Origin of the sequence: Streptomyces sp. NPDC101227 (genome assembly GCF_044767545.1) — a bacterium.
Classification (GTDB): Bacteria; Actinomycetota; Actinomycetes; order Streptomycetales; family Streptomycetaceae; genus Streptomyces.
The window spans coordinates 261,627-280,723 of sequence record NZ_JBIWOD010000001.1 but is presented as its reverse complement, the minus strand read 5'-3'; the positions used below and the strand labels follow the sequence as shown (position 1 = coordinate 280,723).

Annotated in this window: 16 protein-coding genes and 1 tRNA gene; 8 read left to right on the top strand and 9 right to left on the bottom strand. The window is 72.3% G+C overall.

Features of this window, described 5'->3' with window-relative positions; translation table 11 throughout:
• Positions 1-244: 244 nt before the first annotated feature.
• A tRNA-Pro gene (locus ACIRPT_RS01270) sits at positions 245-318 on the bottom strand.
• Between the two features lie 169 nt (positions 319-487).
• Here ACIRPT_RS01270 and ACIRPT_RS01265 point away from each other — a divergent pair.
• From ACIRPT_RS01265 to ACIRPT_RS01255, 3 genes are all read left to right on the top strand, one after another.
• A complete protein-coding gene (locus ACIRPT_RS01265) occupies positions 488-781 on the top strand; it encodes a YiaA/YiaB family inner membrane protein (RefSeq protein ID WP_403497976.1) in 294 nt (97 codons plus the stop codon).
• A gap of 79 nt (positions 782-860) precedes the next feature.
• Entirely contained in the window at positions 861-1,583 is a 723-nt protein-coding gene (locus tag ACIRPT_RS01260) for a transketolase (RefSeq protein WP_403820397.1), read from the top strand.
• A 98-nt stretch (positions 1,584-1,681) separates the two neighbouring features.
• Positions 1,682-2,584, top strand: a complete 903-nt coding sequence (locus ACIRPT_RS01255) for a transketolase family protein (protein ID WP_403820395.1) — start codon at positions 1,682-1,684, stop codon at positions 2,582-2,584.
• Between the two features lie 48 nt (positions 2,585-2,632).
• Here ACIRPT_RS01255 and ACIRPT_RS01250 read toward each other — a convergent pair whose 3' ends face one another.
• The gene (locus ACIRPT_RS01250) at positions 2,633-3,556 is read right to left on the bottom strand and encodes an alpha/beta fold hydrolase (RefSeq protein WP_403820392.1); all 924 of its coding nucleotides are present in this window, start codon (positions 3,554-3,556) and stop codon (positions 2,633-2,635) included.
• Between the two features lie 191 nt (positions 3,557-3,747).
• Between ACIRPT_RS01250 and ACIRPT_RS01245 the strand changes: the two genes are divergently transcribed.
• Positions 3,748-7,035 carry an amidohydrolase family protein gene (locus ACIRPT_RS01245; RefSeq protein ID WP_403820389.1) on the top strand — a complete coding sequence of 1,096 codons (3,288 nt, stop codon included), beginning with the start codon at positions 3,748-3,750 and terminating at the stop codon, positions 7,033-7,035.
• Between the two features lie 289 nt (positions 7,036-7,324).
• Positions 7,325-8,605, top strand: coding sequence for an acyl-CoA dehydrogenase family protein (locus ACIRPT_RS01240; protein WP_403820386.1), 1,281 nt, complete (start codon positions 7,325-7,327; stop codon positions 8,603-8,605).
• Positions 8,606-8,668: 63 nt separating this feature from the next.
• Here ACIRPT_RS01240 and ACIRPT_RS01235 read toward each other — a convergent pair whose 3' ends face one another.
• From ACIRPT_RS01235 to ACIRPT_RS01215, 5 genes are read right to left on the bottom strand one after another with little or no spacing between them, the layout of a single operon-like run.
• Entirely contained in the window at positions 8,669-9,298 is a 630-nt protein-coding gene (locus tag ACIRPT_RS01235; protein ID WP_403820383.1) for a GAF domain-containing protein, read from the bottom strand.
• On the bottom strand, positions 9,295-9,915 hold the full coding sequence (locus tag ACIRPT_RS01230) for a GTP-binding protein (RefSeq protein ID WP_403820380.1): 621 nt from the start codon (positions 9,913-9,915) through the stop codon (positions 9,295-9,297). The genes ACIRPT_RS01235 and ACIRPT_RS01230 overlap by 4 nt, the downstream gene beginning before the upstream one ends.
• A complete protein-coding gene (locus tag ACIRPT_RS01225) occupies positions 9,893-10,297 on the bottom strand; it encodes a DUF742 domain-containing protein (RefSeq protein WP_403497968.1) in 405 nt (134 codons plus the stop codon). Before ACIRPT_RS01225 ends, ACIRPT_RS01230 begins: the two co-directional genes overlap by 23 nt.
• Before the next feature lie 2 nt (positions 10,298-10,299).
• Positions 10,300-10,752 (bottom strand): roadblock/LC7 domain-containing protein, encoded by a 453-nt coding sequence (locus ACIRPT_RS01220; RefSeq protein ID WP_403820377.1) that lies wholly within the window; start codon positions 10,750-10,752, stop codon positions 10,300-10,302.
• The gene (locus ACIRPT_RS01215) at positions 10,742-12,655 is read right to left on the bottom strand and encodes an ATP-binding protein (protein WP_403820375.1); all 1,914 of its coding nucleotides are present in this window, start codon (positions 12,653-12,655) and stop codon (positions 10,742-10,744) included. Before ACIRPT_RS01215 ends, ACIRPT_RS01220 begins: the two co-directional genes overlap by 11 nt.
• A 471-nt stretch (positions 12,656-13,126) precedes the next feature.
• Between ACIRPT_RS01215 and ACIRPT_RS01210 the strand changes: the two genes are divergently transcribed.
• From ACIRPT_RS01210 to ACIRPT_RS01200, 3 genes are all read left to right on the top strand, one after another.
• Entirely contained in the window at positions 13,127-14,257 is a 1,131-nt protein-coding gene (locus tag ACIRPT_RS01210; protein WP_403820372.1) for a PP2C family protein-serine/threonine phosphatase, read from the top strand.
• 78 nt (positions 14,258-14,335) lie between these two features.
• Positions 14,336-15,091, top strand: a complete 756-nt coding sequence (locus tag ACIRPT_RS01205; RefSeq protein ID WP_403820369.1) for an IclR family transcriptional regulator — start codon at positions 14,336-14,338, stop codon at positions 15,089-15,091.
• Between the two features lie 264 nt (positions 15,092-15,355).
• On the top strand, positions 15,356-16,441 hold the full coding sequence (locus ACIRPT_RS01200) for a PP2C family protein-serine/threonine phosphatase (protein WP_403820366.1): 1,086 nt from the start codon (positions 15,356-15,358) through the stop codon (positions 16,439-16,441).
• A gap of 93 nt (positions 16,442-16,534) precedes the next feature.
• Here the strand turns inward: ACIRPT_RS01200 and ACIRPT_RS01195 are convergent, their stop codons facing one another.
• Both ACIRPT_RS01195 and ACIRPT_RS01190 read right to left on the bottom strand, forming a co-directional pair.
• Complete coding sequence (locus ACIRPT_RS01195; RefSeq protein ID WP_403820363.1) at positions 16,535-17,752, bottom strand: MBL fold metallo-hydrolase; 1,218 nt, start codon at positions 17,750-17,752, stop codon at positions 16,535-16,537.
• Between the two features lie 265 nt (positions 17,753-18,017).
• Positions 18,018-19,085: a trypsin-like serine peptidase gene (locus ACIRPT_RS01190; RefSeq protein WP_403820360.1), complete on the bottom strand. Its 1,068-nt coding sequence runs from the start codon at positions 19,083-19,085 to the stop codon at positions 18,018-18,020.
• Positions 19,086-19,097 lie beyond the last annotated feature (12 nt).

Here is a 19,097-nt window from a genome sequence, read left to right as displayed (position 1 = left end):
GTCGGCGTCCTGCGGCCGCCCCGGCGACATCCCCCGAGGCCCGCTCCGGCCGGTCGCCCTGACAAGCGCCGAGCGCCCGCCTCTCACCACCGGCCAACGGCACAAGGGCACAAGGGCACAAGGGCACAAGGAGATCGGATATCTCAGAAAGTGGAGGGTCGGATACGTCGGCAAGAAGCCCGCAACGCACATCAGGGGCCATCCGAAGATGACCCCTGAGCGGTGAAACAATCCGACTTCACTGTCGGGACGACAGGATTTGAACCTGCGACCCCTTGACCCCCAGTCAAGTGCGCTACCAAGCTGCGCCACGTCCCGTTTGCCCGTTCCGGCCGGGAGATGTCCCGGACCGACCGCGCACGAGAACAATACCCCATGTCAGAGGGTCGGCGCCGCCACATTCCGGCGCGGCGGACCGCCGGGGCGGGCGCCGCGGATGAGTACCCGTACTCATGCGCCCGCGTCACCGCGCCGCCACGCTACGCGCATGACTACTCCATCCATTCAGCGGCCGACGACCACGGCGTTCTTTGTGCAGGCCGCGACCTCGTTCGGACTGTCGCTGGTGGCGCTGATGATCGGGATCATCAAGCTGCCGGTCGGGCCCTGGGAGCGCGGGTTTCTCGCACTCGGGCTGGTCTTCGTGGTGTCGTCGGCGTTCACGCTGGCCAAGTGCATTCGCGACCGGCAGGAGGTCGCGGAGGTGACGAACCGGGTGGACAAGGCCCGGATCGACAAGATCCTCATCGAGCAGGACGTCTTCAATTCGAGCCAGGCCTGACTCCGGCCGCCTGGGGCGCGGGGAGGGCCCGCACCCCAGGCTTGACCTCAAGGGCGCTTGAGGTTGCAGGCTCTGCCGTATGACGAACGCAGCCCTCACGCCGCCCCTCACGACCACCACCCCGGCCGGATTCGACGAACTCCCCGCTCTCATGAGCCTGATGACGGGCGATGAGAAGCACGGCCCGGCCGCGACCTCCACACTCGACGCCCTCTGGGTGCTCTACGACCGGATACTGCGGGTCTCCCCCGCCACCGCCGAGGACCCCGACCGGGACCGCTTTCTGCTCTCCAAGGGCCACGGACCGATGGCCTACTACGCCGTACTGGCCGCCAAGGGCTTCTTCCCCGCCGACTGGCTTCCGGGCTTCGGCTCGTACGACTCGCCGCTCGGGCACCACCCCGACCGGATGCTCGTACCGGGCGCGGAGATCGGCAGCGGCTCGCTCGGGCACGGGCTGCCGCTCGGCGTCGGCACCGCCCTCGGGCTACGGGCGCAGGGCCGGACGCGGCCCGCCGTCTGGGTGCTGATCGGCGACGCCGAACTGGACGAGGGCAGCAACCACGAGGCACTGGCCTACGCGGGCGCCACCGGCCTGGACCGGCTGGGCACCCTCGTCATCGACAATTCCTCCGCCTCGCACGCCCGGCCCGGCGGAATCGCCGCCCGCTTCGAGGCCGCCGGCTGGTCCGTGGCCACCGTCGACGGCCGCGACCACGAGGCGCTGTACGAGGCCTTCGCCGCGCCGCACCCGGGCCGTCCACATGCGGTGGTCGCCCGCGTCGAGCCCAAGACCGCCTGACCGCCCGCCTGACCGCCCCCCTTCTTCCGGGCTCGCGTGCTTGTGCACTTCCGCACTTCCGCACTTCCGCACTTCTGCACTTCGAAAGGGATTCAGTGATGGACACCATGCGTGAGCGTTTCGCCTCGGTCACCTCGCGGCTGCTCGACGAGGACCCGCGGCTCGCCGTCGTGCTCGCCGAGATCGGCAAGGACGGCTTCACCGATGCGGCCCGACGGCACCCCGACCGGGTGGTGAACGTGGGCATCAGGGAGCAGCTGCTGATCGGGGTGGGCGGCGGGCTGGCGCTCACCGGTCTGCGGCCGGTGCTGCACACGTTCGCCAGCTTCCTGGTGGAGCGCCCCTTCGAGCAGGTGAAGCTCGACTTCGGCCACCAGGGCGTCGGCGGGGTACTGGTGAGCGCCGGCGGCTCGTACGACTGGCCCAGCGGCGGCTTCACCCATATGGCGCCCGGCGATGTCGGCCTGCTCGACACCCTCGACGGCTGGACGGTGCATGTGCCCGGCCACCCGGACGAGGCCGAGGTGCTGCTGCGGCGGGCCGCCGCGGCCGGTGACGACAAGGTCTACGTACGGCTGTCCGTGCAGGCCAACGAGGCGCCGCGGCCGGTCGACGGAGCCCGCTTCCTGACCCTGCGGGAGGGGCGCGACGGGGTGGTGGTGGCCGTCGGGCCGATGCTGGACCCGGTGCTCGCCGCGACCGAGGGGCTGGACGTGACCGTGCTGTACGCGACGACCGTCCGGCCGTTCGACGCGCAGACGCTGCGGACCGCAACCGGGGCGGCCGACGCCGCGAATGTGGTGATCGTGGAGCCGTACCTCGCCGGCACCTCGACCCGCTTTGCGAACGAGGCCCTGGAGGACCGCCCGCACCGCGTACTGGGGCTGGGCGTCGGCCGCCAGGAGCTGCGCCGCTACGGAGGGATGGACGAACACCTGGCCGGGCACGGTCTCGACCCGCGCGGCATGCGAGAGCGGATCGCGGGCTTCCTGGGGCGGTAGGGCGGCGCACCGCCGGAGGGGCCGGCAGCGCGGGGCCCGCCCGTCGCCTCAGACGTGCTTGTCGAGCCACGCCAGCAGATCGCTGTGGACCTCGTCCCGGTTGGTCTCGTTGAGGATCTCGTGGCGGGCGTCCGGGTACGCCTTCCAGGTGAGGTCGCGGGTACCGAGGTAGCGGAAGTCCTCGAGGAGTTCGTGGACCAGGGTCATGTGCTGGTGGCAGGGGTCCTGGTCGCCGACGGCCACATGGACGGGCAGGCCGCGGGGGATGCGGGCGAGGTTGGCCGGGTCGTTGATCTTGCGGATGGCCTGGACCCAGTCGAGGGCGAGGCCCGCGCAGAAGGGGAAGCCGCAGTCGTCGTCGGCGACGTAGCGGTCGACCTCGGTGGCCTCGCGGGAGAGCCATTCGTAGCCGGTGCGGCTGGCGAAGGCATCGTTGAAGGAGCTGAAGGTGCGCGGGATGAAGGAGGAGAGGTGGCCGCGGCCGTGCGCGGCGACCTCCTGTTCCAGTGCACCGACGGCGGCGTCGATGTCCAGGCCGGGCAGGGTGCGGAAGGTGCCGGAGAGGATCAGTCCGGCGAGGTCGGCGCCGTATTCCTGGGAGTAGTCGCGGGCCAGCATCGAACCCATGCTGTGGCCGAACAGGACCAGGGGGACGCCGGGGTGGGCGGCGGCGGCATGGTTGCCGATGCCCTTGAGGTCGGCGACGATCGCCCGCCAGGCCTCCTCGCCGACCACCCCGCGGCCCCCGGTGGAGAGCGCGGTGCCGCCGTGGCCGCGATGGTCGGACGCGATGACGCCATAGCCGTTGCCGGCCAGAAAGCGGGCGAAGGTGTCGTAGCGCCTGCCGTGTTCCGCGGCGCCGTGGGCGATCTGGACGAGGGCACGCGGCCGGCCGGACTCCGGGAGCCAGGTGTACGTGGCGATGCGGGCACCGTCCGGGGCCTGGTGGAAGTCCTGCTGCATGGCCTGCATGGCGTCGTCTCCTGACTGCCGGGGTGATGGCTGAGAGTCGTCGGGGCCACTCTTCCGCGCCGGGCGGCGGTGCGCCATGGGGCGCGCGTGCCGCGGCTGACCCCGTACCCGCGCGACGTACCCGCGCGACGTGACAGGATCGGCCGGTTCTTTCCCGGCTCCTGCCGCAACCCCCTTTCCCAGGAGGATCGTTGGACACCACAGACCGTCCCGAGGACGCTCCCCGCTCGCCCGATTCCCCCGGCTCCGCCGCCTCCCCCCTGCTGCCGTCCCCTCCCCCGCCGCTGTCCCGCCGCAGATTTCTCCAGGGCACGGCGTCGGCGGCCGCCGTGGCCGGGCTGGCCGGGACCGCAGCCCCAGGCGCATGGGCCGAGGATGCCGGCTCCCCCGGTACGGCGCTCTCCTTCACGGCCGCCACCAACGGCGCGGCCTCCCTCTCCCCGGCGGGCGACCGGCTGATCGCCGAGGTCCAGAACGTCCTGTGGTCGCTGCCGCGTACGGGCGGCGACGCGGTGGCCCTGACCCCGCCCGACCTGGAGCCCACCCGTCCGGTGCACTCCCCCGACGGCCGCCGGATCGCCGTCTGCGCCTATCGGGGCGGCGGCTTCCACCTGTGGACGCTGGGCGCCGACGGCACCGGCCTGAAGCAGCTGACCGACGGCCCCTGGGACGACCGCGGCCCCGCCTGGTCCCCCGACGGGACCCGGATCGCGTTCGCCTCGGAGCGGGGCGGCGACGCGGTGGCGGGCGGCCCGTACCGGATCTGGGTGCTGGAGGTGGCGACGAATCGGCTGACGCGGGTGACCGGGCTGCCCGGTCAGGACGGGCCCCACCAGGACGGCGCCTGGGAGGACTTCGATCCCTGCTGGTCACCGGACGGCTCCCGGATCGCCTTCGTACGGGGCCGGGTCACCGGCGCCACGCTGACCTCCCGCACGGTGGCCTCGGTGCCGGCCGACGGTGGCGGCGAGGTGCGCACCGAGCACACCGAGACGGCGGCCGCCCAGGTGATGACGCCCGCACTGTCCCCCGCCGGGCGGCTGGCGTATCTGCGGACGACCGACTATCCGGGCCCCACCTGCACCCTGGTGGTGGACGGCACCCGGGTCGAGGTCGAGGGGGACGTGGAGCCGGTACCGCCGCGCTGGGTCTCGCGGGAGGCCCTGCTGCTGACGGTCGGCGGTCAGTTCCGGATCGTCCCGGTGGACGCTCCGGCGCGGGCCGAGACCCTCCCGTTCCGCGCGAAGCTGCCGCTGGACCGCCCGCGCTACCGCGTCAAGGACTACGGGTTCGAGCGGGCGGGGGCGGGGCCGGTACGCGGGGTGCATCTGCCCGCGCTGTCCCCCGACGGCCGCCGGGTCGCCTTTGCCGCCCTCAACTCCCTCTGGATCGCGCCCACTTCGGAGGGCGGAGCGCCCCAGCGGATCGTCCAGGCGCCGGCCACCCGGTACGTCCTGGCGCCGAGCTGGTCACGCGACGGCCGTGCGCTGGTCTACGCGGACGACCGGGACGGGCTGTTCGCGGTGCGCCGGCGCGAGCTCGCCACCGGCGAGGAGACGGTGCTGGCCGCCGGGGGCCGGGTGCAGCCGGCACTGTCGCCGGACGGCGGGCGGCTGGCCGCGCTCGACATGTCGGGGAATCTCGTCGTGCGCACCCTGGCGGACGGCACCGAGAAGGTACTGGCCGCGCCGATGGGCGGCGGCGGGCTGCCCGGGCGTCCCAGCTGGTCGCCCGACGGCCGCTATCTGGCCTACTGCGACCGCAATCGCCTCAACCATCGCTTCCGCGAGGGCTACAACGTCATCCGGGTCCTCGACACCGAGACCGGGCAGGGACGCCTGTACACGCCCGCCGAGCACCTCTCGATCGCCGACCGGTACGACTCCGGGCCCGTCTGGTCCCCGGACGGGCGCTGGATGGCGCTGATCGCCGAATCCGCGCTGTGGGTGCTGCCGGTACGGCCCGACGGCACGCCGGACGGTGCGCCGCGGCAGCTGACCGAGGAGAGCGCCGACCACCCGTCGTGGTCAGGGGATTCCGGCTCGCTGTCGCTCCTGTACCTCTCGGCCGGCAAGCTGCGGCTGATCGGGGTGGACGGCGGCCCGGCCCGGACCGTACCCGTGGCGCTGGAGCATCGCCGGACGCGCGCCCGGGACACCGTCGTCCACGCGGGCAGATTCTGGGACGGCACCGGGGAGGAGGTACGCGAGGACGTCGATGTGGTCGTGCGGGACGGGCGGATCACGGCGGTGGAGCCGCACCGGGCGTCCCGCGCGGGCGCGGCCCGGCGGGTGGACGCCTCCGGACAGACGGTGCTGCCCGGCCTGTGGGACGCGCACACCCACCCGTGGCAGACGACCTACGGCGGCCGGCAGACGGCGCTGCAGCTGGCGTACGGGATCACCACCGCGGTTTCCTGCGGTGGCTTCTCGTACGAGCAGGTCCGCATCCGGGAGGCGGTGGCGACCGGGGCGCTCACCGGGCCACGGCTGCTGACCTGCGGGGAGCTGCTCGATGGCGGGCGGGTCGCGTACAGCATGGGGCGGGCGCACGGCACCCGCGCCGGGCTGCGGCGTTCGCTGGCGCGGGGTGCGGCCCTGGAGTGGGACTTCGTCAAGACCTATGTCCGGGCGCCGGGCTGGGTGATGGCGGAGGCCGCGCGCTTCGCCCACCAGCGGCTCGGCGTGCGCGCGGGCAGCCATCTGCTGTCCCCCGGCTTACAGCTGGGTCAGGACCTGACCACCCATCTGCAGGCCACGCAGCGGCTGGAGTTCGGGCATGCCGTTTCCGGCTCCGCGCACTCCTATCAGGACGTCGAGGAGATCTACACCGGTACCGACTTCCACCTTCTCGCGACGCCGTTCTCGGCGGCCGCACTGCTCGGCGACGATCCTTCGCTGGTGGACGACGACCGGGTGCAAAGGCTGATGCCGCCCTGGGACACCGCCTTCGTACGGGAGCACGCCGGGCACCGGCCCACGCCCGCCCAGCTGGCCGACATCGGGACCGAAGTCGCCATCTACCGGCGCGTGCTGGACGGGGGCGGGCTGGTGGCACTGGGCACCGACCAGCCCCTGTCGCCGGTCGGGCTGTCCCTGCATCTGTGTCTGCGGGCGCTGCACCGGGGCGGGCTGAGCGTGGCCCGGACGCTGCGGACGGCGACCGCGCTGCCCGCCAAGATGTTCGGCGCGGAACGGGATCTGGGGACGCTGGAGGTCGGCAAGCTCGGCGATATGACGCTGGTGGACGGCGATCCGTTCACCGATTTCGCCTCGCTGGTACGGATCTCGGCGGTGCTGCGGGGCGGACGGGTCTTCGAGCGGCGGGAGTTGGTCGATTCCTTCCCGGCGCCCGAGTCGCCCGACTCGCACGCCGCGCCCGCCGACCGGTCGGCGCGGACGGCGGCACGGACCGCCGTCGACTGGCTGGAGGTGGGCCGGCAGCAGCGTCGCGAGTCCTGCTGCGACGCCGCGCACTGAACGGTCCGAGCCCGCCGGGGAGGCGTGGGGTGGCGCGGTTTTCCGGGGCGTCCGGAGCCGCGCCACCGCCCTTCTTGGGAGGGGGGTGTGCGCAACTACTTCGCGCTTCAACTCATCGCTTAAATGCCACCAGTTGATGTTTTATGCGCCCCGCAGTAGGTATGCCAACGGGTATTGCACGCGGTAAGCGACAGATCACGTTCCGGAACGACGAGGTAGACGGCATCGCCAGTGCCGTCCCTGGGCGAGGTGCGACCAGCGCGGGATGGATCGCGGAGGAGGGCTCGTCTTGCATCGCTATTTCAACGACCAGCGACATGAAGCACTCCGGCAGCGGGTGCGGGACTTCGCAGAGTGCGAGGTCCGCCCCCGGATTGCCGAAATGGAGGCGAGCCGTTCCGTTTGCCACGACCTTTCGCGCCTGATCGCCCGCCAGGGGTGGATCGGCGCGACCGTACAGCGCGCATACGGCGGGATGGGCGCCGGACACATCGCCAAGACCATCATCATCGAGGAGCTGTCGAGGGTCAGCGCCGCCATGGGCGCGATGGTGCAGGCGTCCCAGCTGGGTGTCGCGAAGATCGTCCACTTCGGCAACGAGGAGCAGAAGAAGACCTGGCTGCCGGCCATCGCCTCCGGCGACTGCCTGCCGACCATAGCCGTGACCGAACCACAGTCCGGCGGCCATGTCCTGGGCATGGAGAGCACCGCGGTCCGCGACGGTGACGACTACGTCCTCAACGGCCGCAAGATCTACGTCGGCAACAGCCATGTCGGCGATCTGCACGGCGTGGTGGTCCGCACCGGCGAGGGCTCCAAGGGCCTGTCCGCGTTCCTCGTCGAGTCCGACACCCCCGGCTTCCGGGTCGGGGAACAGCAGCCCGCGATGGGCCTGCACGGCTTCAGCTTCGGCGAGCTGTTCTTCGACAACTGCCGGGTCCCGGCGGCCAATCTGCTGGGCAGGGAGGGCGACGGGCTGTCCGTGGCGTACTCCTCCAGCGTGCTCTACGGGCGGCCCAATCTGACCGCGGTGTCGCTGGGGATCCATCAGGCGGTGCTGGACGAGACCTCGCGGTTCTGCGCCGAGCGGCAGCGCTACGGCAAACCGCTCGCCGAGCTGAGCAACATCAAGCTCAAGCTGGGCCGCATCCAGTCCCGGCTGCTGCTGGCCCGGTTGTCCGCGTACCACGCGGTGCATCTGCTGGACCAGGGGCTGCCGTGCGATGCCGAGCTGATGAACGCCAAGCTGGTCAATGTGGAGTCCGCGCTGGAGTCGGCGCGCGATGCGATGGACATCCACGCCGGGTGCGGGCTGTTCACCGACCGGCCGGTGGAGCGGTTCCTGCGCGATGCGCACCATATTTTCGCGCCGGCCGGGACGTCCGACGTCCAGCTGCTGCGGCTGGGCGAGCTGGCGCTGGGCCAGGTGAAGGGCGAGTGGTCGAGCCGGCTGGCGGAGCTGCTGCGGCTGGAGCCCGCCGAGCGGCCGGAGGAGCCCGCCCCGCCCACGGTGCCGGGCCAGCGCACCCGGCCGTGGCGGGGATACGCCTGGTTCGTGCCGCAGAAGTGAGCAGCCGGGCCGCGGCTCTCGGTCACCGGAACCGATACCGCGGCCCGTCACGCGGGCGCCGGGTCAGGACGCGTCGGACTGCTGCTGTCCCTGCCGCTGTTGCTGCTGGTCTTCCATGTGATGAATCTGCTCGACGAGTTCCGCGGCCAGCGACTTGATGGTCGCCAGTCCCTCCCGCCCCCAGGGGCGCGGTTCCAGGTCCACCACACAGACGGTGCCCAGCGTCATGCCCGTACGGTCGATCAGCGGCGCGCCCATATAGGAGCGGATGCCGATCTCGTCGACGACGGGGTTGCCCGCGAAGCGCGGGTAGTCGCAGACGTCCTCCAGGACCAGGGCCTTGCGGCGGACCACGACATGCGGACAGTAGCCGTGGTCGCGGGCCATGACCCGGCCCGGGCGGCCGCTGGGCGGCGCCGGTCCCAGCTCGACGGCCTGGTCGAGGTCGGGGGCGTAGAGCCCGGCGAAGTACTGCCGCTTCTCGTCGATGAAGTTGACCATCGCGTACGGCGTCCGGGTGGTACTGGCCAGCTTGCGGGCGAAGTCGTCGAACGCGGGCAACGGGGAGCTGCCGATGCCCAGTTCGCGCAGCCTGGCGACGCGCGCCGGGGCCTCGTTGTCCTCGGGGGTGAGCAGCAGCCGGCGCGTGGGGTCGTAGGGGACGTACGGAACACGGGAGGCGGGATGCTTCATGGCAGCTCCTGGGTGGCGGCTAGGGCGGGGGTGAGCAGATGCTCGACGAGCGAGACCAGGATGTTGGTGGCCGAACTGCACTGGCGGGCATCGCAGAGGACGACCGGGGTCCGTTCCGAGAGGTCTATGGCGGCGCGCACCTCGTCCGGTTCGTAGTGATAGGAGCCGTCGAACTCATTGACCGCGACGATGAACTGGATACCGCGCCGCTCGAAGAAGTCGACGGCGGCGAAGCACTGGTCCAGGCGGCGGGTGTCGGCGAGGATCACCGCGCCGAGCGCGCCGTTGGACAGTTCGTCCCACATGAACCAGAAGCGCTGCTGGCCCGGCGTGCCGAAGAGGTAGAGGACGTGCTCGGATCCCAGGGTGATCCGGCCGAAGTCCATGGCGACGGTGGTGGTGTTCTTGTCCTCGATGCCCGCCAGATCGTCGGTGCCGATGCCGATCTGGGTGAGGAGTTCCTCCGTACTGAGCGGTTCGATCTCGCTCACCGCTCCGACGAAGGTGGTCTTGCCGACCCCGAAGCCGCCCGCGACCAGGATTTTGAGCGCGGTCGGAAAGAGGTCGGATGAGGGATCCTCCGGGGTCGAGGGGTCACAGTCGTTTGCGAAGTCCATTCAGCACCGCCTCCAGCAGGGCTCGGTCGGTACGGGCCGCGGGATCCGCCGAAACGGCTGCGGGGGCCCGCGCGGTGAGCGCTCCGCAGTCGACGAGGTCGGCGAGGAGCACTTTGGTGACGACGGCGGGCAGCCGTATGTGGGCGGCGATCTCGGCGACCGAGACCGGCCCGCCGCAGAGCCCCAGCACCTGGGCGTAGTCCGGTCCCTGGCAGGCCACGGGCCGCCGCCCCGTGGCCATCACCATGGTCAGCAGATCGAAGTGCGCGGTGGGGCGGGTCCGGCCGTTGCTGATCGTGTACGGCCGGACGAGCCGGCCCGCCGCGTCGTCGTACCAGGCCGGGTCCTGGCCGCCATGCCGCGTCCGGCGGCGCAGCGGCATGCTCAGCGACCGCCTGCCGCCGGTGTCTGCCGGCGGGCGGGGGTGGACAGATACGGCCGGACGCTCTTGACCAGCATCCCCATCTCGTACGACAGCACGCCCACATCGGCGTCGCGCCCCGCCAGGACGGCCAGGCAGGCACCCGATCCGGCGGCGGAGACGAACAGGAAGCTGGACTCCAGCTCGACGGCGACCTGGAGGACCTTGTCGCCCGGCGCGAAGCGCGCTCCGGTGCTGCGGGCGAGGGAGTAGAGGCCGGAGGCGAGGGCCGCCATATGGTCGGCGCTGTCCGGGTCGAAGCCGTGAGCGGCCTTGACCAGGCCGTCGGAGGACAGCAGGAGGGCGCGGTTGGTATGCGGGACACGCTGCACGAGTCCGGTCAGCAGCCAGGACAGTTCCCCCTGCTGCTGGCCCTGGAGCTGCGCATGCGACTGCGTGTGCACATCACTCACCATGGTTGTGGTCGTCTCCTCGTGGGCGGGCCGTCGGGGCCTCGTGGTCACGTTCGTCAAGCAGCTCAGTGCCGCCGGGGCCGCTGGTGTCGCCGCCCTGGCCTGCGGTGTTGCGGTTGCGGTAGGCGGCGAGGCCGGCCGCGTAGGTGTCGTCGCCGAGGCTGAAGCCGCGCTGGAAGGTGGCCATCAGGGTCGGGTCGTGGTCGCGTTCGGGGCCGGTGCCGGTCGTCGGCAGGATGGGGTCGCCGCGGAGTTCGGGGACCAGATGCGTCTGCTTGATGCGGCGCGGCAGCCGGGGGCGGGTGCCGTTGTCCAGGTCCACGGGCGGGGCGGGCGGCAGCTGGACGGGGCCGGGGTCGGCGTCGGGGCGGTGGTGCACGGGGCGGGGCGGGGGCATGGCCGAGCGGTCGTCGTCGCTGTGCCGGGGAGCTTCGAGCGCGAGGCCGGGGGCGGCGTCGAGACCGTCGAGGCTCCGGTGGTCCGCGGCGTGCCGGGGGCCGGCGTACGCGTCGTCGTACGGGTAGTGGTCGTCGCGCTCGAGCGGCGGGGCGGTCTCCGGTGCGCCGGGTGTCGCCGCGCCCTGCTCCGCCGACTCGGCCGGTTCGTCGCCGAGCAGCTCCTTGGGCACGATCAGTACCGCCTGCACGCCGCCGTAGATGTTGCTCCGCAGCTGTACGACGATGCCGTGCCGGCGGGCGAGCGAGGCCACGACGAAGAGTCCGATCCGGCCGTCGCTCAACAGCTCGGCGACATCGACGTGGTCGGGGTCGGCCAGCAGCGCGTTCATCTGCGTCTGCTCGTCGAGGTCCATGCCCAGACCGCGGTCCTCGACCTCGACCGCGAGGCCGGCGGTGACGAGCTGGGCGCGCAGCATGATCGGGGTCTGCGGGGCGGAGTAGATGGCGGCGTTCTCGACGAGTTCGGCGAGCAGGTGGACGACGTCGGCGACGGCGTGGCCCTGCAGATGGCCCTCGATCGAGGGGACGAGCTTGACCCGCGGGTACTGCTCGACCTCGGCGATGGCGGACCGCAGGACCTCGATCATGGAGATCGGGCGGGTCCACTGGCGGCGCGAGATGGCGCCGCCGAGGACGGCGAGGTTCTCGGCGTGCCGGCGGGTGCGGGTGGCCAGGTGGTCGACGTGGAAGATTCCCTTGAGCAGGTCGGGGTCCTCGACCTGGTGCTCCAGCTCGTCCAGCAGCAGGATCTCGCGGTGGACGAGGGACTGCAGGCGCCGGGCGAGGTTCACGAAGACCTCGACCTTCTGCTCGCTGCCGGTGGCGTTGCTGCGGGCGATGGCGACGGCGTCGATGACGGCGGCCTCGGCGGCCCGTCCGGCGGCGGTCACTTCGTGGGCGAGGAGGTCGAGGGTGTCGCCGGTGGGCGCGGGGGCGGGCTCGTGGCCGGGTTCGCGGTGGTGCAGGCGGTCGCCCTGCCGCACCCGGTCCAGGAGGTCGTAGAGGTCGGACTGGCTGCGGGCGCAGACCTCGCGGAGGCGGGCGTAGCGCTGTACGACGGCGCGGGCCTCGGCGTTGGCGGTGGCGCCCGCGGCGAGCACGATGACGCAGACCAGGCCCAGCCCGCCGGCCAGCACCGGCCACTCGCGGCCGGTGAGGTGGGCGCCGCCGGACTGGACGGCGAAGGCGGCAACGGCGGTACAGATGACGGCGACGAGGAGGCAGGGGACGGCGGCGAGCCGGACCAGGCGGGACCGTATCGCCGAGTCGGCGGCCGACTCGGGGAAGGCGGCCCGGCCGTGCCGTCCGCCTTCCCGCTCCCGGCGCCGCGGGGGAATGGGTAGGGGGGCGCTCCCCGGGGAACGCTGGTCCCCGGAGGAACTCTGTACCTCTGGGGACCTCTGAACCTCCGGGAACGTCTGGGTCCCCTGGGGGAATGCGGTAGGCATCGGCGCCCTCCGGATCGGCCGTTGGCAGTTCGCGGAGCACGCACGCTAGTTGTTGCCGGGGTGGGGGTCGGACCCACTTCGAGGTTTCGCTACCCCTCGCTACCTCCTTAAGTGGGCGCGACACGCACGACAGTGCGAATTCATGCGAACTCGCGTTCCTGTCAGGTGAGTTGCTTCCATTGCGACGGCGCCTGCGGGAGCCGGCCGCCGGCCCGCCCCGCATCGGCCGTCGATCGCCGGCCATCGGCAATGAGGTGACACACGTTCGGGCGGTCCGGGTGGCCCCTGGGGCGCGAGGGCTGAAGGCTGAGGGACGCGTCCGTCCGCACAAGGAGCTTCCGATGTCCCCCACCCACCGTCACATCGAGCACACCGGTCAGCACACCGGTCAGCGCACCGGGCGGGCGGCCTGCCGCCGGGCGGCGCCTGCCGGTCCCGGGCATCGCTGAGCGTCGGCGGCCGGGCCCGGCGGTGAGCTCCCCGCGCCCGCGCGGCAGCGGCCGGTGGCTCCGGTATGTCCGGTTCGCCCCCGGCGTGCTGGTCGCGGGCGGGCTCGTATGGAACGCGTTCTCCCCGCAGGATTACTGGGGAGACCCGATGCTGACGGCGGCCGCCGTGACGGCGGGTGCGCTGTTCTCGCTGCGGCACACCCTCGCGGTCGGCATCGCCATCGTCTGCGGCGTCTTCGCGCTGACGGTGAAGGACGGCACCGCCGACAATGTCGTGGGCCATCTGGAGCTCTTCAACACCCTCTTCGCCGCGCTGATGGGCGTCGGGGTCAACCGGGTGATCGCCCGGTTCGGGCGCCGGCTGGATCTCGTGCGGACGGTGGCCGAGGCCGCCCAGCGTGCGGTGCTGCCCGCGCCGCCGGAGCGCATCGGACCGCTGGCCATCGCGGCCCGCTATCAGGCCGCCCAGAGCGAGGCCCGGATCGGCGGTGACGCCTACGCCGTGCAGCGCACCCCGTTCGGGGTCCGGCTGCTGATCGCCGACGTGCGCGGCAAGGGGCTCGGCGCGGTGAGCGCGGTATCGGTGCTGCTCGGCGCGTTCCGCGAGGCGGCGGAGCAGGAAGCGGAGCTGACGGCGCTGGCCGACCGGATGGAGCGCGCACTGCTGCGGGAGAGCGAGCAGACCTCCGAGGAGATCCGGCTGGAGGGGTTCATCACCGCCCTGATCTGCGAAGTACTCCCGGGCGGTGGGCTGCGGCTGCTGGACTGCGGACATCCCGCGCCGTACCTCTGCCACGGCGGCGAGCTGCGCGCGCTGGAGTCCGCGGATGCGGGGCTTCCGCTGGGGATGGGCGGCCTGGGGGTGGCCCGGCCCGAGCCGGTCGACCGGCCGTTCCCGGTGGGCAGCACGCTGCTTCTGGTGACGGACGGAGTGACCGAGGCCCGGGACCGGAACGGCGCGTTCTTCGACCCGGTGGCCGAGCTGGCGGGGCTCGGCCCGTTCGACGACCCCCGGGAGCTCATCGACCTTCTGGTGCGGGAGGTCGAGCGCTGGAGCGGCGGGCCGCGCGACGACGATATGGCGGTCCTCGCGATCACCCGGACGGGGGCGCAGGACGGCGGCCCGGGGGCGCCCTCGGGCCCCGCCGCCTGAGAGCGCCCGACGCGCCTTTCGGGGGGCCCGAGGAGGCGCCGCCTTGCCTGCGCCGAGCGGCGGGCGCAGGCTGGGCATATGGCCGGCGAGGGCCCCACTCTCATCACTTCCGTGCAGCGTGCCTTCCGCCTGATGGAGGCCGTGGGCGCGCACGAGGGCGGCGCGCCGGCGAAGCAGCTGGCACGGGAGACGGGGCTGCCGCTGGCCACCGCGTATCACCTTTTGCGCACGCTGACTCACGACGGGTACCTGCGGAAGCTGGACGACGGTTCCTTCGTCCTCGGGGACAAGCTGGGCACCCTGCATGCCGGCGGCCGTGAGCAGGCACGGCTCAGCCACATCCGCCCGGCCCTGGCGTCGCTGCGGGACGATCTTTCGGCCGCCGCCTACCTGACCTTCTACGAGGACGGCGAGATCCGGGTGGCCGAGATCGTCGACAGCCCCCGGGCGCCGCGGGTCGACCTGTGGGTGGGTTTCGAGGACGCGGCGCACGCCACGGCGCTGGGCAAGTGCGTACTGCGCGAACTCGGCGACGAGGCCCGCGACGAGTACCTCTCCCGGCATCACCTCGCCGATCTCACGCCGCGCACCGTCACCGGCCGCTCCGAACTCCTGCGGCGGCTCGAGACCTCTCCCCTTCCGCCGGCCGTCACGGACATGGAGGAGTACTCCCTCGGGACGTTCTGCGTCGCGGTACCGGTGCTCCGCGGGCAGACGCTCGGTTCTCTCGGGGTGTCACTGCGGGTGAACCGGCTCTCGTCGATCAACCAGGTCCGCGACCGGCTGATCCCGGCTGCGAACCGCGTGACCAGGGCACTCTCGCTCACTATCTGAAATTCCGGCCCTTGCGGCGGACGCGCACCTGCCCGTTTCCTTGATGAAACGGACATTTCGGCATGTATGTGCTGCGAGTAGGGAAGCGAGCTGCGGACGAGGATGCGCCAAGCCCGAATCCATCCAGATCACCGGCCGCAGTGGCAGTTCACCGAGCGTCTCTCGCCGCTGCGGCGGCACGGCAAGAGCCACCGGCGCCCTTCCCCTCCCCCGAACCGGAGGTCGTCGGGCACGTCGTACGCCGGACGCCACCACGCCTCCGGCGTGCCCGTACTGATCACGGTGGCCGTGGCGCTGCTCGCCCTCGTCTGCGGAGCCGGTACGAGCTGGCTGCCGCTGCTGGTCGTCGGCCCCGCGCTGGCCGCCGCCACCAGCGGGCCCTGGGGTGTGGTCCGGATCGGCGCCCTGGCCACGGCGCTGGGGGCCGCGCTCGGGTTCCGTGGCGGGGAGCCGGGTGGCCAGCAGGCGATACTGCTGGCCACGGTGGCCGCCGTGACCTTGGCGGGCGCGCTGGCCGGAGCGCTGCGCAGGCGCCGCGAGCGGGTGCTGGCCGATGTCCGTTCGGTCGCCGAGGCGGCGCAGCACGCCGTCCTCAAGCCGGTACCGGAGACCATCGGACCGTTCCAGGCTGCGGTCAGATACAGCGCCGCGGCCGCCGAAGCCAGGATCGGCGGCGACTTCTACGCACTGGTGCCCACGCCGTTCGGGGTCCGGCTCATCGTGGGCGATGTGCGGGGCAAGGGGCTGCCCGCGGTGGGGGTCGCCGCCGTTGTTCTGGCGGTCTTCCGGGAGGCGGCGTACGACGAGCCGGATCTCCTCGACGTCGTCCACCGGATCGAGCGGAGCCTGGCCCGTGACCTCGGCCCGGACGATTTCGTCACCGCGGTACTCGCCGGATACCCCGAGGCGGACCGGATGGAGCTGATCAACTGCGGACACGCGGCTCCGCTGCTGGTCCGCGACGCGGACGTGATTCCCGTCGAACCCGTCCGGCCGGCTCCGCCGCTCGGCCTCCGGGCCCTGGCCGGCGAGCCCCCCACCGTCCAGGACGTCTTGCTGGCGGACGGCGACCAGCTGCTCTTCCACACCGACGGAGTGACCGAGGCGCGCGACCACGCACGGGAGTTCTATCCGCTCGCCGAGCGGCTGGCCAGGCACGTCACCAAGGAGCCCGCGGGCACCCTCGCCGCGCTCCATGAAGACCTGCTGCGGCACGTGGGCGGGCAGCTGCACGACGACGCCGCGATGCTGCTCCTCCGGAAGCCCGACCGCGCCCGCGATGCGACGAACGGCCCCGGCCCGGCGACGGCATCGCGCCACCGGGCGACCGGGCCAACACCGGCCCCCTGAACGGGAGTTGGGGGGCGGAATGTCCACTCGGCAGGGCCTGCCGAACGGCGCTGCCACAGGAGCTGTGCCGCCCCCGGCGCGGATCCTCCCGCGTCAGTTCTCCCCTGCCAGGTCGAGCGATTCCACGAACGCCGGCGCCAGCGGAACGGGCCACTTCCGGGTCAGTGGCAGGGACAGGTCCCGCCACCACGGGGACGTCGGAAGGTCTCCCCCCGGCTCGAAGGGCTGCCCCGGAACGGGGAACGCAACGTCCTGCTCCACGGCCCTGGCGGCGGCCATGGTCCACTCGGCCGGCTCCGCCCACGGATGCGGCGCCAGCTGGAACGTGCCCCAGTGGATCGGCAGCAGGACCCCGCCCGCCTGGCCGTTTTGCAGGTCAAGGTGGGACTGGACCCCTTGAGCGGGAGTCATGTGAATGTCGGGCCAGGCTCCCGGCAGTGGCGCGTCCTGCGGGTGGTTCCTGGGCCAGAAGTCGGAGTACGCGCCGATCTGGATCATCGTCGCGTCGAACGGGCCGTGTGCGGCGGCGATCTCGGCGAAGCCGGGGAAGTAGCCGGTGTCGCCGCTGTGGTAGATGCGGTGCTCGGGTCCTGCCACCACCCATGAGGCCCAGAGGGTGTGCTGGAGGCCGCGCAGCCCGCGGCCGCAGAAGTGCTGTGCGGGGGTGGCCGTCAGGGTCAGCCCGCCGACCCGGGTGGACTCGTGCCAGTCCAGCTCGGTGATCCGGCCGGCCGGCACGCCCCAGAATTCCAGGTCGGCGCCGATGCCGAGCGGTACGACGAAGGCCGCGCCGGAGTCCCGCAGGCCCCGGATCGTGGGCATGTCGAGATGGTCGTAGTGGTCGTGCGAGATGACGACGACATCGATCGGAGCGAGCTCGGCGAGCTTCACCGGCACCGGGTGCAGCCGCTTGGGCCCGATCCAGTTGAACGGCGAGGCGCGCTCGCCCCAGACCGGGTCGAAGAGCACCCGGTGGCCGTCGATTTCGGCGAGCACGCTCGAATGGCCCATCCAGGTGATCCGCAGGCCGGAATCGGGCGGCCGGCCCCAGTCCGCGGCGGTCGGGTGGTGTACCGGTATCCGGCCGATCGGGGCGCGGCGCAGCCGGCCCTCGCGGCTCAGCTGGGCACGGGCCATCTGCAGCGCGGACCCCCGCAGCAGCTGCCGGGTGGGGGCGGGGTTGCGGAACTGGCCGTCCCGGAACTGCGGCGATCTGCGTATCCTCGCCAGCCGCTCGCCGGTGGGCTCGGCGCCGAAGCTTGCGGGGCGCAGGGCGCGCAGGGGCGTGGGACGGGGGCGGGAACCGGGCACGGCACCTCCAGGGTCGGGGCGGTCGCGAAGTGAACGCACCACGCGAACGGCAGGTTCCGGCGCATCGGGCCACGCGGCGTCCGCCGGCGCTGCCGCACCACCACACCCGTACCTCATCACCTTCACCCCCTGGCACGAACAGCGCGACCGGCCGTGGCATTCCCCGCCCGCTGGGACGAGCGTCACGGCAGGGCGACGGCGCGAGCGTTTCCGGCGGGTCCGCCGCCGGGCGCGACCGCGGGGCGTGGGCCCGGGCTCGGGTCCCTCAGACGAAATTGACCTCGGCGCGTTGCAGCAGGGGGTCGTCGGCCATCTGCCAGAGCGGGACGGCGTAGTTGCCGTAGCCGTAGCGGCCGCCGAAGTGGAGGCCCAGGACGCGGTGGTCGGTGAGGTCGAAGACCGGGGAGCCGCTGTTGCCGCCCAGGGTGGAGCAGTCGTGCTTCATGGTGGTGCGCTCGGGCAGCAGCTCCGTGGTGGTGCCGGGCTGGAGGCGTTTGACGTTGTAGATGTCCATGAAGATCCGGCGCATGGATTCCGGTTCGTTGCGGCGGCCGTCCCAGGCGGGATAGCCGACGCAGTACACCGGCCGTCCGGGCAGGTCGGGCGGCGCGTCCGCGGCGACGGCGACCGGGCCGGGCGACGGGGCGCGGCCGTCGCTCGGGACGACTCGCAGCAGGGCCATGTCGACGTCCTCGTGGACGCCCAGTACCTCGGTGATGCGGTAGGCGGCGCCGCCGTCGTCCGGGGCGACGGTGCCGTACTCCTCGGCCATGTCGAGCTCGGCGCTCATGCCCTGCTGGAAGGTCCACCCGGTGCCCTCGCTGCGGGCGAACTCGACCGCGACATGACGGTTGGTCATCACCGCATCCGGGCCGACCAGGAATGCCGTACCGAGCCAGTCCAGGCTGACGTGTCCGCGGACCTCGACCCGGCCGACCCGCACGAGGGATTCCCTTATCGCGGCCCGGTGGCCGTCGAGTACGGCCCAGTCCCCGGCGGGCGGGACGAAGTCGTGGTGCTGTACCAGGAGGGCGGGCCTGCCTTCCAGGAGGACGATGGCCTCCATCCCGAAGGATTCGTCCTCGCTGACCTCGTCGGCGCGCCCCTCGGCCAGCTTCTCCAGGCCGTTGGCGCCCGCGGACAGCACCCGGGTGCGTTCCTGCTGGGCGTACCGGGAGATCTGTCCCGCGGGGAGCTCTTCGGCGGGGAGATCCGGCGCGGACTCGGGGACTTCCCAGGTCAGGCCGTCCCGTACGCGTTGGGCGACCTCCCGCAGGTCGGAGAACACCTGCTCGGGACCGGTGGCCACCGGTGATCGGCTCCGGTTGCGCATCCTGTCCTCCTT

What these genes read in the sequence shown, in the direction of transcription:
- ACIRPT_RS01265 (WP_403497976.1), top strand. Translation starts at nt 488, where the DNA reads ATGACTACTCCATCCATTCAGCGGCCGACGACCACGGCGTTCTTTGTG.
- ACIRPT_RS01260 (WP_403820397.1), top strand. Translation starts at nt 861, where the DNA reads ATGACGAACGCAGCCCTCACGCCGCCCCTCACGACCACCACCCCGGCC.
- ACIRPT_RS01255 (WP_403820395.1), top strand. Translation starts at nt 1,682, where the DNA reads ATGGACACCATGCGTGAGCGTTTCGCCTCGGTCACCTCGCGGCTGCTC.
- ACIRPT_RS01250 (WP_403820392.1), bottom strand. Translation starts at nt 3,556, where the DNA reads ATGCAGGCCATGCAGCAGGACTTCCACCAGGCCCCGGACGGTGCCCGC.
- ACIRPT_RS01235 (WP_403820383.1), bottom strand. Translation starts at nt 9,298, where the DNA reads ATGAAGCATCCCGCCTCCCGTGTTCCGTACGTCCCCTACGACCCCACG.
- ACIRPT_RS01230 (WP_403820380.1), bottom strand. Translation starts at nt 9,915, where the DNA reads ATGGACTTCGCAAACGACTGTGACCCCTCGACCCCGGAGGATCCCTCA.
- ACIRPT_RS01225 (WP_403497968.1), bottom strand. Translation starts at nt 10,297, where the DNA reads ATGCCGCTGCGCCGCCGGACGCGGCATGGCGGCCAGGACCCGGCCTGG.
- ACIRPT_RS01220 (WP_403820377.1), bottom strand. Translation starts at nt 10,752, where the DNA reads ATGGTGAGTGATGTGCACACGCAGTCGCATGCGCAGCTCCAGGGCCAG.
- ACIRPT_RS01215 (WP_403820375.1), bottom strand. Translation starts at nt 12,655, where the DNA reads ATGCCTACCGCATTCCCCCAGGGGACCCAGACGTTCCCGGAGGTTCAG.
- ACIRPT_RS01205 (WP_403820369.1), top strand. Translation starts at nt 14,336, where the DNA reads ATGGCCGGCGAGGGCCCCACTCTCATCACTTCCGTGCAGCGTGCCTTC.
- ACIRPT_RS01190 (WP_403820360.1), bottom strand. Translation starts at nt 19,085, where the DNA reads ATGCGCAACCGGAGCCGATCACCGGTGGCCACCGGTCCCGAGCAGGTG.